Raw genomic sequence first — 12,658 nt, 5'->3', positions numbered from 1 at the left:
ACGTTTACGCGCGTAGATCCCAATCTGGCTCAGCAGCACTTGTCAGACAAGGCAAGCGGCGTGCCGTTTCACCGATCCCGACATGACATCCAAGGCAAAGGGGCCGACATGTCCATCTCGCTCGGCCGGACGCGTTCCGGAGCCGAATCCGACCTCGCGGGCCGTGGCCCCATGCTGCTGGCGATGGTCATGGCCGTGCTCGGCTACCAGATCAACGCGACCATGCTCAGCCCCGCGCTGCCCGACGTCATCGAGCGCCTCGGTACCACCACGGCCGCCGCCGGCCTGTCGCAGACCCTGTTCTTCCTGATGGCCGCCATCGGCCAGGTCACGCTCGCCCGCCTCAGCGACCAGCGCGGCCGCAAGCCGATGATGATCGTCTGCGCGATCGTCCTGATCATCGGCAACCTGCTGTGCGTCTTCGCGCCGAACATCGAGATCTTCATCGCCGGCCGTGTCCTCCAGGGCATCTCCGCCGCGATGTTCACCCTCGCCTTCCTCACCCTGAACCAGCTCCTCACCCCGGCCGGCTTCGGCAAGGCCGCGGGCATCATCACCGCCGTCAACGGCGGCCTCGCCGGTGTGGACGCCATCGCCGGCGGCCAGATCGCCGACACCATCGGCTTCCGCGGCATCTTCGTCTGCTCGACCCTGATCGCCGTCGCCGGCCTGATCGGCGTACGCCGGTACGTCCCCGACGTCCCGCCCACCACCGACGCCGACGCCCGCTTCGACTCCCGTGGCATCGCCGCCCTCGCCCTCGGCCTCACCGGCATCCTCGTCGGCCTCGCCCAGGGCGGCGCCTGGGGCTGGACCTCCGCGCTCACCCTCGGCTTCCTGCTCGGCGGCGTCGCCTCCCTCGTCTTCTTCCTCGTCTCGCAGAAGAGCGCCCCCAACCCGGTCATCGACCTCGATGTCCTGGCCTCCCGCCGCGCCTGGCCGCTGCTGCTCACCACCGTGTGCACCCTCGGCGGCGCGTTCGGCGCCATCGCGCTGACGATCCCCCTCTTCTCCCAGGACGCCCGGGTCGGCCTCGGCCTGAGCGCGGTGACCGCCGCGATCCTCTTCCTCACCCCCATCCAGCTCATCGGCGTGATCTCCGCCCCGCTGACCGGCCGCCTCGGCCCGAAGATCGGCTGGCGCACGGTCGTGGTCACCGGTGCCGTCGCCAACTTCGCGATCTTCGTCTTCGCCACGCTGTTCCTGCACAGCGAGTGGATCCTGGTCGCCGCGCTCGCCGCGCTCGGCGTCACGTACGGCGGTTTCATGCTCACCGGGCTCAACGGCCTCGCCGTCACCACCGCCCCCAAGGACAAGCCCGGCTCCCTCTCCGGTCTCAACGGGGCCTGCTTCGGCATCGGCGCCTCGCTCGGCATCGCCCTCGCCTCCGCCATGATCAGCGCGGGCAGCGACGCCCAGGGCGTCACCGAGGCCGGCTACCAGCACGCCATGTACGCCGCGCTCGCCCTGCTCGGCATCGGCGTCGTCACCGCGTTGCTCATCCAGCGCCCCGACCCGGCCGACACCGCCGACGCCGACGAGCCGCAGCTCGTCGTCACCCACCACTGATCGCCCACCCTGGGGCACCCAGCCCTGATCACCCGTACGGCCCGCTCCACCGCCCCCGGCGACCAGGATCCGCACATCCTGGTTGCCGGGGGCGGCGGCGTTCTTCCACCCGGAGGCGAAAATGCGGCGTGCGGTCACGGTGACGGCGGGGCTGGCCCTCGCCCTGACAGCGACGGGCGCGACGGGCGCGACGAGCGCGGCGGCAGCCGCCCCGCCGCTGCCCGACTTCACCGGCAAGGGGCTCATGACCGTCTTCACCACGATGGACTACCGCACCAGGGTCGAGGTGCGCGACGCCAGCGGCTACGACCGTACGGTGCTGTGGCCGTCCAACTGGAAGGTCTGCTCCCAGCACCCCGCCCCCGGCACCGACCTCGGCGGCCGCACCCTCTCCGTCGACGTGATGAAGAAGGGCGAGAAGTGCCCGCCCCGCAACGCGGCGACCCGCCCGAAGCGCGACCGCTGACGCCCTCGTACCCTGACCGGATGTCCGCGAACGGCCCCCACACCCCGTACCTGGCCCAAGGCCCGCGCGTCGGCATCCGGCACTTCACCCACGAGGACGCCGAGGAGTTCACCGCACGGGCCCGCGAGAGCAGGGACCTGCACCGGCCGTGGCTCTTCCCGCCGGACACCCCCGAGGCGTACGCCGGTTACGCGCGCGCCCGCATCGAGAGCCCGGCCGCCGAGCCGCTCCTGGTCTGCGAGCGGGAGGCGGGCGGCGCCATCGCCGGGTTCATCAACATCAACAACATCGTCCGGGGCGGCTTCCTCAGCGGCACCCTCGGCTACGGCGCCTTCGCCCACGCGGCCGGCCGGGGCCTGATGGGCGAAGGGCTGGCCCTGGTCCTCCGGTACGCCTTCGGGCCGCTCGGCCTGCACCGGCTGGAGGCCAACATCCAGCCGCTGAACGAGGCGTCGATCGCGCTCGTGCGCCGCGCCGGGTTCCGGCTGGAGGGCTTCTCCCCGGCGTTCATCTTCATCGACGGCGCCTGGCGCGACCACGAACGCTGGGCGATCACGGCCGACAAGGTGACGGCCGACAAGGTGACGGCCGACAAACCATTGCCGCCCCGCCCGTACTGAGCCGGGACCCCCTGGCCGGTACGGCGTCCACCGTGTTCCATGGTCGTCATGACGACGAACGCCGGGACGACCGTGCGCCGTACCGTACTGACCCTGCCGGCCGCCCCGTTGGGACCCGAGAACCCGCTCCCCGCACTCCGCCTCCTCGACCGGCCCCGCACCGTCGACGACGCCACCCGGCGGGCCATGCCCCGCGACATGGCCCGCCAGACCGGCCACGCGCCGCTGCGCACCCCGCTGCCCGCCCGCATCCTCGACGGGTACGGGCGCGAGCGCACCGCCACCGCGTTCGACGCCATCGTGATCGAGAACGACCGGCTGCGCGTCACCGTGCTGCCCGGGCTCGGCGGCCGCGTCCACTCGCTCCACCACAAGCCCACCGGCCGTGAACTCCTCCACCGCAACCCGGTGTTCCAGCCCGCCGCCTTCGCCCTCAACGGCGCCTGGTTCTCCGGCGGCATCGAGTGGAACATCGGCGCCACCGGCCACACCGCCCTCACCTGCGCCCCGCTGCACGCCGCCGTCGTCCCGGCGCCCGACGGCGGCGACATGGTGCGGCTGTGGGAGTGGGAGCGGCTGCGTGACCTGCCCTTCCAGGTCGACCTGTGGCTGCCGGCCGGCTCCGACTTCCTCTACGCGGGCGTACGCGTCCGCAACCCGCACGAGCGGCCCGCCCCCGTCTACTGGTGGACCAACATCGCGGTCCCCGAGGACCGTCGGGTCCTGGCACCCGCCGACGAGGCCTGGCACCACGGCCACGCCCACACCCTGCGCCGCGTCCCGGTGCCGTACCAGGACGGAGAGGACCGTACGTACCCGCTGAACAGCGCCTACTCGGGCGACTGGTTCTACGAGGTGCCGGACGGCTCCCGGAAGTGGATCGCCGCACTGGACGCGGAAGGCGAGGGGTTCGTGCACACCTCCACCGACCTGCTGCGCGGCCGCAAGCTGTTCGTGTGGGGACACGGCAGGGGCGGGCGGCGCTGGCAGGAGTGGCTCACCGAACCGGAAACGCCCGGAGCGCCCGGTTACGCCGAGATCCAGGCCGGGCTCGCCCGCACCCAGCTCGAACACGTGCGGCTGGACGCGGAGGGGGAGCTGAACTGGCTGGAGGCGTACGGGCCGCTGGCCGCCGACCCGCGCGCCGTGCACGGCGCGGACTGGGGCGCGGCGCGCGCGGAGGTCGCGAAGCGGCTGGAGGAGCAACTGCCCCGGACGGACGTCGAGGCCGCCTGCGCGGCGTGGCGCCGGTGCGCCGACACCGAGCCCGGCACGCTCCTGGCCACCGGCTCGGGGTGGGGCGCGCTGGAGGTGCTGCGCGGGCGCTTCACGCTGCCCGGCACGCCCTTCGCGGAGTCGGCGCTCGGTGAACAGCAGGAGCCGTGGCGGGAGTTGCTGCGCACGGGCGTGCTGCCCGCGCCGCCGCCGGGGGCGCCGCCGGGCCCGTCGCTGGTCGCGCCGCACTGGCGGGACATGCTGGAGACGGCGCCGGCGGACTGGCACACCGAGTACCACCTGGGCGTCGCCCAGTGGCACGCGGGCGACCGCGCGCAGGCCGTCCGCAGTTGGGAGCGCGGCCTGGGGGGTGCCGGGGCGGCCCGGTGGCCGCTGCTGCGCTGCCTGGCCGTCGCCGACCGCGAGGGCGGCCACCGCGAACGGGCCGCCGACCGGTACGCGGAGGCGTTCGACGGCCTGTGCGCCGCCTCGGGTACGGACGACACCCCCGCCCTGGTCGCGCTGGCCCGCGAGGCGCTCGACGCCCTGCTGGCGGCGGGCCGCCCCGGTGCCGCCCGGGCCGTGCTGGACAGGCTGCCCCCGGCGGTGCGGCAGCGTGGCGCGTTCCGGTTGGCGGAGGTGCGCGTGCTGCTCGCCGAGGGCGACCGGGCGGGCGCGCGGGCCGTGTTCGACGCGGGTTTCGACGTGCCGGACCTTCGGGAGGGCGCCGAGACGCTGGGGGAGCTGTGGTCGGCGGCGACGGACGAGCCGCTCCCGGCGCGCTACGACTTCCGGATGCGGCCCGGCCCGGAGGGCGACGGCCCCAAGAGCTCCGGCCCGGATGGCGACGGTCCCAAGACCACCGGCCCGAAGAGCTCCGGCCCGAAGGGCTAACGCCTCCGGTCGACGTACTCGAAGACCGACCCGTCCGGGTGGACCGCGATCAGATTCCGGCCCACCGGAGTCGGCACCGGACCCGCCACGATTTTCGCCCCGACCTCGGTGAGCGTGGCGTGCGCGGCGTCCACGTCCTCGACCGCGATGGTCGCCGCCACCTTGCGCAGGACCTCCAGCTCGGCCTCCGGGCCGCTCATCAGCAGGAAGCACCCCACCGCCGCCACCGAGACGCCGCCGCGCTCGAAGCGCTGGGCGCGGCTGCCGGTGAGCCGCTCGTAGAAGGCCACCGAACTCTCCAGGTCATGGACGCAGACGCGTAGCGTGGTGCCGAGGATCTCCATACGCCCAAGGGTAGTTGGCGACGCGGAGCCGCGTGATCCGTTCGGGACCGTGTGATACGCGCGGGCCTTACGCCCGGCACAGCACCTCGCCGTGCGGCACCAGGAACCAGCCGTCGTCCTGGCGTCCCCACTCGCGCCAGCCCTCGGCGATGGCGGCCAGCTCCGGCTCGGTCGCGTGTCCGCCGTCGACCGCGAGCCTCGCGTACACCGATGCGGTCGTGCGGTCCGCCCACAGCCCGCTCCACCAGGCGCGCTCCCCGGCTGTGGCGTAGCACCAGGTGCCGGCGGTGGCGGTGATGTCGCTGAACCCGGCCTGCCGGGCCCAGGACAGCAGCCGGCGGCCCGCGTTCGGCTCGCCGCCGTTGGAGCGGGCGACCCGCTGGTACAGCTCCTGCCACTCGTCCAGCACCGGCAGCTCGGGGTACCAGACGAAGGCCGCGTAGTCGCTGTCACGTGCGGCGACGACACCGCCGGGCCGGCACACCCGTCGCATCTCGCGCAGCGCCAGGACGGGGTCGCCCACGTGCTGGAGCACCTGGTGGGCGTGGACGATGTCGAAGGAGTCGTCGGGGAAGTCCAGTGCGTGGACGTCGGCGACCGCGAAGCGGACATTGTCCAGGCCGCGCTCGTCCGCCGTGGCGCGGGCCTGCTCCAGGATGTCACCCGCCGCGTCCACCGCCGTCACGCTGCCGCCCGGGGCGACGAGCGCCGCCAGGTCCGCCGTGATGGTGCCGGGACCGCAGCCCACGTCCAGCACGTCCAGCCCCGGCCGCACCTCGCCGAGCAGGTACGCCGCCGAGTTGGCGGCCGTCCGCCACCGGTGCGAGCGCAGTACCGACTCGTGGTGCCCATGCGTGTAGACAACGTCGGCCATCGCCGTACTCCCTCTGGTTGCCGGGTGGTTGGTACGGCCACCGTACGCCGTTGTGTCGCATGGTGATACGCGCATCTCACACTCTGGTACGCGTGGTGGCTCGTTAGGCCCCGGACCGGCCGGGGTACCCGCCGCCGCATGGATGCGAACCTGCCGCAGCCGCGCACCGTCGTGATCACCGGCGCCGGCGGAGGCGTCGGCAGGGCGACCGCTCGCGCCTTCGCCGCCCGCGGCGACCGTGTGGCCCTGCTCGGGCGCGGCGAGAAGGGCCTGGCGGGCGCGGCCGCCGAGGTGCGCGCGGCGGGCGGCGAGGCCCTCACCGTGCCGGTCGACGTGGCCTCCCACGAGGCCGTCGAGGAGGCGGCCGAGCGGGTCGAGACGGAACTCGGCCCCATCGACGTCTGGGTCAACAACGCCTTCGCCGGCGTGTTCGCGCCCTTCACCGAGATCGGCCCCGACGAGTTCCGACGCGTCACCGAGGTCACCTACCTGGGGTACGTGAACGGCACCAGGGCCGCCCTGCGCCGCATGGTCCCCCGCGACCGGGGAACCGTCGTCCAGGTCGGCTCCGCCCTCGCCTACCGGGGCATCCCGCTCCAGTCCGCGTACTGCGGCGCGAAGCACGCCATCCAGGGCTGGAACGAGTCCGTGCGCTGCGAGTTGCTGCACGCCGGGAGCAAGGTGCGCACCACCATGGTCCAACTGCCGGCCGTCAACACCCCGCAGTTCGACTGGGCGCTCTCCCGGATGCCCGGCCGCGCCCGGCCCGTCGCCCCCGTCTACCAGCCGGAGGTCGCCGCCCGCGCGGTCGTCCACGCCGCCGGTCACCCGGGCCGCCGCGAGTACAGGGTCGGCGCCTCCACCGTCGCCACCCTGCTCGCCAACGCCCTCGCGCCCGGCCTCCTCGACCGCTACCTCGCCCGGACCATGTACGAGGCCCAGCAGGACCCCGGCGAGCCGCCGGCCGGGCACGCCGACGAACCGGCACCCAGCAACCTCTGGGCGCCCGTCGACGGCGCGCTCGGCCGCGACTTCGGCGCCCACGGCCGGTTCGACGCCACCTCCCACGCCCTGTACGCCGACACCGTCCTGCTGCGCCACCCCGCCGCCCTGGCCGCCGGAGCCCTGGCAGCCGCCGCGGCCGCCGCGACGGCACTGCGCCGCCGCCGCTGACCCGCCGCCGCCCGGAGGGGGCGTCCCCCCGCGGCCGGGTCCGGGATCGTCCGGCTGCGGCCCCGGGCCGCCGGGCGGGCCCGGCCGGGGGGCCGTCCCGGGGCCGCCCCGCGACCGGTATGCCGCGTTTGGGAGGCAGGCTCCGGGGCACCGGGAAGGTCCGTCCGCTTCACGAAGCTGTGCACGCAGACATGACGCTGGAGGCCCTGTGACCCCGTCCGTCAGCCCGTCCGGCCCGCTTCCCGGCCCCTCCGGCCGGCCCGGCCACCCCGACGGCTCCCGCGCCCGCGCCCTGCCGCGCGTCGTGATCGTCGGAGCCGGCTTCGCCGGATACCAGACCGCCCGGCACCTCTCCCGCAGCCTGCGTGGGCGCGCCGAGATCGTGCTGCTGAACCCGACCGACTACTTCCTCTACCTCCCGCTGCTGCCCCAGGTCACCGCCGGTGTCCTGGAACCGCGCCGGATCACCGTGTCCCTGCCCGGCACCCTGCGCCACGTACGGCTGGTGCTCGGCCAGGCCGACCACGTCGACCTCGACGGGCGCGCGGTCCACTACACCGACCCCGAAGGCACCGAGGGCACCCTCACCTACGACCGGCTCGTCCTGGCCGTCGGCAGCGTCAGCAAACTCCTGCCGATCCCGGGCGTCGCCGAGAACGCCACCGGCTTCCGCGGCCTGCCCGAGGCGCTGTACCTGCGCGACCACATCACCCGGCAGATAGAGCTGGCCTCGGCCTCCGGGAACCCCGCCGAATGCACCTCGCGCTGCACCTTCGTGGTCGTCGGCGCGGGCTACACCGGTACGGAACTGGCCGCGCACGGCAAGATGTTCACCGACGCCCTCGTCCGCAAACAGCCCTCCTGGCCCGCCGGCGTCCGGCCCCGCTGGATGCTCCTCGACGTCGCCGACCGCGTCCTGCCCGGCCTCGACGAGAAGCTCTCCCGCACCGCCGACGAGGTGCTGCGCAGCCGGGGCGTGGACGTGCGGACCAAGACGTCGGTCAAGGAGTCCAGGGCGGACGGGGTCCTGCTGGACGACGGCGAGTTCGTGGAGACCCGGTCGCTGATCTGGTGCGTCGGCGTACGCCCCGACCCGCTCGTCTCCGAGCTGGGCCTGCCCGTCGAGCGCGGCCGGCTCGTCGTCACCCCGCAGCTCGGCGTGCCCGGCCACCCGGACGTCTTCGCGTGCGGCGACGCCGCCGCCGTACCGGACCTGACCCGGCCCGGCGAGTTCACGCCCATGACGGCACAGCACGCCTCCCGGCAGGGCAAGGTCGCCGCCCGCAACGTCGCCGCGTCGCTCGGGTACGGCGAGGCCGTCCCGTACAAGCACAGCGACCTGGGCTTCGCCGTCGACCTCGGCGGGGTAAAGGCGGCCGCCAACCCGATGGGCGTCAAACTGTCCGGCCCCGTCGCCGGTGCCGTCACGCGCGGCTACCACCTGGCCGCCATGCCCGGGAACCGGGTGCGGGTCGCCGCCGACTGGCTGCTGGACGCCGCCCTGCCGCGCCAGGCCGTCCAGCTCGGCCTGCTCCGCTCCTGGCAGGTGCCCCTCGACACCGCCTCGCCCGAACTCGCCCGCATCCCGGGCGGACCCGGACACGGAGACGCACACGGCAAGGAGTGACATGCACCACGAAGAACTGGCCACCCTCGGACAGCAGTTGCGTGTCGACGCGGTACGCGCCGCCGACGCCGCCGGCTCCGGGCACCCCACCTCGTCCATGTCGGCGGCCGACATCGCGGCCGTCCTCCTCGCCCACCACCTCCGCTTCGACTTCGACCACCCCGAGCACCCCGGCAACGACCGGTTCGTGCTCTCCAAGGGGCACGCCTCACCGCTGCTGTACGCCATGTACAAGGCCGCCGGGGCGGTCGGTGACGACGAACTGCTCACCTTCCGCAAGCTCGGCAGCCGCCTCGAAGGGCACCCCACGCCCCGGCTGCCGTGGGTGGACGTCGCCACCGGCTCCCTCGGGCAGGGCCTGCCCGTGGGCGTCGGAATCGCGCTGGCCGGCAAGCGCCTCGACGAGATCCCGTACCGCGTCTACGTCCTGTCCGGCGACAGCGAGATGGCGGAGGGCTCGGTGTGGGAGGCGGTCGAACACGCCGCGTACAACCACCTCGACAACCTCACCCTGATCGTCGACGTCAACCGGCTGGGGCAGCGCGGACCGACCCGGCACGAACACAACCTGGCAGCCTACGAGCGGCGGCTGCACGCCTTCGGCTGGCACACCATCGAGGTCGACGGCCATGACGTGCAAGCCCTCGACCGGGCGTTCGCCGAGGCCCGCTCCACGATCCGGCAGCCGACCGTGATCCTCGCCGCCACCCACAAGGGCCGGGGCGTCGCCGCCGTCGAGGACCTGGAGGGCTTCCACGGCAAGCCCCTCAAGGACGCCGAGGCCGCGATCGCGGAGCTGGGCGGCCCCCGGTCCGTCCACGTCGACGTCCAGAAGCCACCGGAGGCGACCGGCCGGAAGACCCTCGCCAACGGCGCCAACGGCGAGGGCGAGCCGCCGGAGCCCGAGCTGCCGCGCTTCGACGTCGGCGACTCGGTCGCCACCCGCACCGCCTACGGGCACGCCCTGGAGGCGCTCGGCTCGGCGCGCGCCGACGTCGTCGCGCTGGACGCGGAGGTCAGCGACTCCACCCGTACCGAGTTCTTCGCCAAGGCCCACCCCGACCGGTACTTCGAGTGCTACATCGCCGAACAGCAGCTCGTGGCCGCCGCCGTGGGGCTCCAGACGCGCGGCTACGTGCCGTACGCCTCGACCTTCGCGGCCTTCCTGACCCGGGCGTACGACTTCGTCCGGATGGCCTCCGTCGGCCGTGCCGGGATCAACCTCGTCGGCTCCCACGCGGGCGTCGCCATCGGCCAGGACGGGCCGTCCCAGATGGGCCTGGAGGACCTCGCCATGTTCCGCTCGGTGCACGACAGCACCGTGCTGTACCCGTGCGACGCCAACCAGACCGCGAGGCTCGTGGCCACGATGGCCGACCTCAAGGGCGTCCGCTACCTGCGCACCTCACGCGGCGACATGCCCGTCCTGTACGGGCCCGACGAGACCTTCCCGGTCGGCGGCTCCAAGGTGCTGCGCACCCACGGCGACGACGACAGGGCGACGATCGTCGCCGCCGGGGTCACGGTCCACGAGGCGCTCAAGGCCGCCGACCTGCTCGACGACTACGGCATCCCGGTCCGGGTGATCGACCTGTACTCCGTCAAGCCCGTCGACGCCGACACGCTCGACGAAGCGGCCGGTGCCACGGGGTGCATCCTCACCGTGGAGGACCACCACCCGGAGGGCGGCATCGGCGACGCGGTCGCGGACGCCTTCTCCGACGGCCGGCCCGCCCCGCGCATGGCCCGCCTCGCGGTACGGAACATGCCCGCGTCGGCGACCCCGGACGAGCAGCTCCACAAGGCGGGCATCGACGCCGAGGCCATCGTGGCGGCCGTACAACTGCTGGTGGAGCGTGTCGTGGCACCGTGACCGAGGGCGTACGGGCGAGCCGGCCGCGCCCGTACGTTCTTGGGGCGTTCAGGCCCGGTCCGCCAGCCAGTCCTCGCGTGTGAGGGCGTACTCCACATCGCCCTGCTCGGAGCCCTCGATCACGTCAGGCCACTCCTCGAAGAACGTCCGGACGTAACGGAGTCCGCACTTCTCCAGCACGCGCCGCGACCCCGCGTTGACCGTCATCGTCTGCGCGCTGACCCGCCGCACGCCCAGTTCCGCGAACCCCTTGTCGAGCAGCGCCCGGGCGCCCTCGGTCGCGTACCCCAGGCCCCATGCCGCCCGGCGCAGCCGGTAGCCGAGCTCCACCTCGCCCTCCCGGGCCAGCGGTTCCAGCGAGAACCAGCCCAGCCACTCGCCCGTGCCGCGCGTCTCGGCGGCCCAGAAACCGCGCCCCATCAGCCGCCGCAGCGCCTCCGTCCGCACCTCGTCGCGCGACGCGGGCCGGCCGCCGTTGAGGTACCGCATGACCTCGGGGTCGTTGTCGAGCGCGACCACCTCGTCCAGATCGTCCTCGGTGACCGTGCGCAGCCGCAGCCGGGGCGTTTCCAGGAAGACACTCATGCCACCGGATGCTGCGCCCGCGCGGCGCCGCCCGCAACGGGTTTCCGGCGTGTGGCGGGCGGTGGCCCGGGTACGCGCACACGATGAGTACGAGCAGCACCAGGGCCGTACGCGCCGGCCGCCGCACCGTCGACATCCACCGCCCCGACAAGGTCCTCTTCCCCGGCGACGGGATCACCAAGGCCGGACTCGCCGACTACTACCACTCCGTCGCGCCCTTCATGCTGCCGCACCTGCGCGGGCGGCCACTGATGCTCGAAAGGCACCCCGACGGCATCGACGGCCCCCGCTTCATGCAGAAGGACACGCCCGACAGCTACCCGGACTGGGTGCACCGCGTGACCGTCCCCAAGGAGGGCGGCACCGTCACCCACACCGTGTGCGACGACACCGCCACGCTCCTCCACCTCGCCGACCAGGCGTGCGTCACCCTGCACCGCTGGCAGTCCAAGGCCGACCGGCTCCAGTGCCCGGACCGCATGGTGTTCGACCTCGACCCTCCGAAGGACGACTTCGACGCCGTACGCCGCGCGGCCCACCTCCTCGGCGAACTCCTCGACGCGCTCAGGCTGCCCTCCGCCCTGATGACCACCGGCTCCAGGGGACTGCACGTCATCGTGCCGCTCGACGGGCACAGCGCGTTCGACGACGTGCGCGCGTTCGCCCGCGACGTCGCCGGCACCCTCGCCGCCGCCCACCCCGGCGAACTCACCACGGCCGCGCGCAAACAGGCCCGCGGCGACCGCCTCTACCTGGACGTCCAGCGCAACGGCTACGCGCAGACCGCCGTCGTGCCCTACTCCGTACGCGCCCGGCCGGGCGCCCCCGTCGCCACGCCCCTGCGCTGGGACCAGCTCGACGACCCGGCCACGCACGCCCGCCGCTGGACCGTCGCCACCGCACTCGAACAGGCCCGCAGCGCACCCTGGGACGGCCCGGCGCTCCGCCCCCGCGCCCTCGGCCCGGCCCGCCGGCGCCTCGACGCACTGCGCTGAGCCGCGCACCGAGCCAGGGCCAAGGGTTTGCGGGCCCGAGTCACGGCAACCCGAAGAGCGAGGCATTCATGGCGAACCAACCCGAGAACACCCAGAACCACACGAACGCCCGGGCGAAGAGCGCCCGGGCACAACAACAGCCCCGGGAACAGTCACCCGGCCCCATGCAGGTGCTGCGCGGCGCATGCGCCCAGCTCGCCGAACTGACCGGCATGGAAGCCGAGTCGGTGTCGTCGTTCGAACGCACCGAGGACGGCTGGAGCCTGACCGTCGAGGTCCTCGAACTGGCCCGTGTCCCCGACACGATGAGCCTGCTCGCCTCGTACGACGTCGAACTCGACGCCCACGGCGAGCTCAGTGGCTACCGGCGCGTCCGCCGCTACGAACGCGGCAGGGCCGACCGTTCCTGAGGGAGGGAGGCAC

12 protein-coding genes are annotated in these 12,658 nt (G+C 73.7%); 9 read left to right on the top strand and 3 right to left on the bottom strand.

Annotation, left to right across the window (positions count from 1 at the left end):
- Positions 1-108: 108 nt before the first annotated feature.
- From AB0J57_RS04405 to AB0J57_RS04390, 4 genes are all read left to right on the top strand, one after another.
- Positions 109-1,569, top strand: a complete 1,461-nt coding sequence (locus AB0J57_RS04405; protein WP_366126399.1) for an MFS transporter — start codon at positions 109-111, stop codon at positions 1,567-1,569.
- 121 nt (positions 1,570-1,690) lie between these two features.
- Positions 1,691-2,035 carry a hypothetical protein gene (locus AB0J57_RS04400; protein WP_366126398.1) on the top strand — a complete coding sequence of 115 codons (345 nt, stop codon included), beginning with the start codon at positions 1,691-1,693 and terminating at the stop codon, positions 2,033-2,035.
- 20 nt (positions 2,036-2,055) lie between these two features.
- The gene (locus tag AB0J57_RS04395; protein WP_366126397.1) at positions 2,056-2,655 is read left to right on the top strand and encodes a GNAT family protein; all 600 of its coding nucleotides are present in this window, start codon (positions 2,056-2,058) and stop codon (positions 2,653-2,655) included.
- A 39-nt stretch (positions 2,656-2,694) separates the two neighbouring features.
- The gene (locus AB0J57_RS04390; RefSeq protein WP_366126396.1) at positions 2,695-4,764 is read left to right on the top strand and encodes a DUF5107 domain-containing protein; all 2,070 of its coding nucleotides are present in this window, start codon (positions 2,695-2,697) and stop codon (positions 4,762-4,764) included.
- On the opposite strand, the gene AB0J57_RS04385 is transcribed toward AB0J57_RS04390, so the two are convergent.
- Together AB0J57_RS04385 and AB0J57_RS04380 are read right to left on the bottom strand one after the other, a co-directional pair.
- On the bottom strand, positions 4,761-5,108 hold the full coding sequence (locus AB0J57_RS04385; RefSeq protein WP_366126395.1) for a VOC family protein: 348 nt from the start codon (positions 5,106-5,108) through the stop codon (positions 4,761-4,763). The two genes, AB0J57_RS04390 and AB0J57_RS04385, sit on opposite strands and share 4 nt — an antisense overlap.
- Before the next feature lie 67 nt (positions 5,109-5,175).
- A complete protein-coding gene (locus AB0J57_RS04380) occupies positions 5,176-5,982 on the bottom strand; it encodes a class I SAM-dependent methyltransferase (RefSeq protein WP_366126394.1) in 807 nt (268 codons plus the stop codon).
- 138 nt (positions 5,983-6,120) lie between these two features.
- Here AB0J57_RS04380 and AB0J57_RS04375 point away from each other — a divergent pair, with 138 nt between their 5' ends.
- The 3 genes from AB0J57_RS04375 to AB0J57_RS04365 all read left to right on the top strand — a co-directional run bounded on the left by AB0J57_RS04375 (position 6,121) and on the right by AB0J57_RS04365 (position 10,655).
- Entirely contained in the window at positions 6,121-7,155 is a 1,035-nt protein-coding gene (locus tag AB0J57_RS04375; protein WP_366126393.1) for an SDR family oxidoreductase, read from the top strand.
- Between the two features lie 304 nt (positions 7,156-7,459).
- Entirely contained in the window at positions 7,460-8,782 is a 1,323-nt protein-coding gene (locus AB0J57_RS04370) for an NAD(P)/FAD-dependent oxidoreductase (protein ID WP_366126478.1), read from the top strand.
- 1 nt (position 8,783) lies between these two features.
- Positions 8,784-10,655, top strand: coding sequence for a transketolase (locus AB0J57_RS04365; RefSeq protein ID WP_366126392.1), 1,872 nt, complete (start codon positions 8,784-8,786; stop codon positions 10,653-10,655).
- A gap of 48 nt (positions 10,656-10,703) precedes the next feature.
- Here AB0J57_RS04365 and AB0J57_RS04360 read toward each other — a convergent pair whose 3' ends face one another.
- On the bottom strand, positions 10,704-11,240 hold the full coding sequence (locus AB0J57_RS04360) for a GNAT family N-acetyltransferase (protein WP_366126391.1): 537 nt from the start codon (positions 11,238-11,240) through the stop codon (positions 10,704-10,706).
- An 83-nt stretch (positions 11,241-11,323) separates the two neighbouring features.
- On the opposite strand from AB0J57_RS04360, the gene ligD reads away from it, so the two are divergent.
- Both ligD and AB0J57_RS04350 read left to right on the top strand, forming a co-directional pair.
- Positions 11,324-12,235: a non-homologous end-joining DNA ligase gene (gene ligD, locus AB0J57_RS04355; RefSeq protein WP_366126390.1), complete on the top strand. Its 912-nt coding sequence runs from the start codon at positions 11,324-11,326 to the stop codon at positions 12,233-12,235.
- 68 nt (positions 12,236-12,303) lie between these two features.
- Positions 12,304-12,645, top strand: a complete 342-nt coding sequence (locus AB0J57_RS04350) for a gas vesicle protein (protein ID WP_366126389.1) — start codon at positions 12,304-12,306, stop codon at positions 12,643-12,645.
- The last annotated feature ends 13 nt before the right edge of the window (positions 12,646-12,658 follow it).

The organism is Streptomyces sp. NPDC049837 (assembly GCF_040674455.1).
Lineage (GTDB): Bacteria > Actinomycetota > Actinomycetes > Streptomycetales > Streptomycetaceae > Streptomyces.
The sequence above is the reverse complement of the archived record's forward strand: the minus strand, read 5'-3'. Positions and strand labels throughout refer to the sequence as shown.

Bases quoted from the DNA above. Each gene is read 5' to 3' on its own strand.
- AB0J57_RS04405 (WP_366126399.1), top strand. From the start codon at position 109: ATGTCCATCTCGCTCGGCCGGACGCGTTCCGGAGCCGAATCCGACCTC.
- AB0J57_RS04400 (WP_366126398.1), top strand. From the start codon at position 1,691: ATGCGGCGTGCGGTCACGGTGACGGCGGGGCTGGCCCTCGCCCTGACA.
- AB0J57_RS04395 (WP_366126397.1), top strand. From the start codon at position 2,056: ATGTCCGCGAACGGCCCCCACACCCCGTACCTGGCCCAAGGCCCGCGC.
- AB0J57_RS04390 (WP_366126396.1), top strand. From the start codon at position 2,695: ATGGTCGTCATGACGACGAACGCCGGGACGACCGTGCGCCGTACCGTA.
- AB0J57_RS04385 (WP_366126395.1), bottom strand. From the start codon at position 5,108: ATGGAGATCCTCGGCACCACGCTACGCGTCTGCGTCCATGACCTGGAG.
- AB0J57_RS04380 (WP_366126394.1), bottom strand. From the start codon at position 5,982: ATGGCCGACGTTGTCTACACGCATGGGCACCACGAGTCGGTACTGCGC.
- AB0J57_RS04375 (WP_366126393.1), top strand. From the start codon at position 6,121: ATGGATGCGAACCTGCCGCAGCCGCGCACCGTCGTGATCACCGGCGCC.
- AB0J57_RS04365 (WP_366126392.1), top strand. From the start codon at position 8,784: ATGCACCACGAAGAACTGGCCACCCTCGGACAGCAGTTGCGTGTCGAC.
- AB0J57_RS04360 (WP_366126391.1), bottom strand. From the start codon at position 11,240: ATGAGTGTCTTCCTGGAAACGCCCCGGCTGCGGCTGCGCACGGTCACC.
- ligD (WP_366126390.1), top strand. From the start codon at position 11,324: ATGAGTACGAGCAGCACCAGGGCCGTACGCGCCGGCCGCCGCACCGTC.
- AB0J57_RS04350 (WP_366126389.1), top strand. From the start codon at position 12,304: ATGGCGAACCAACCCGAGAACACCCAGAACCACACGAACGCCCGGGCG.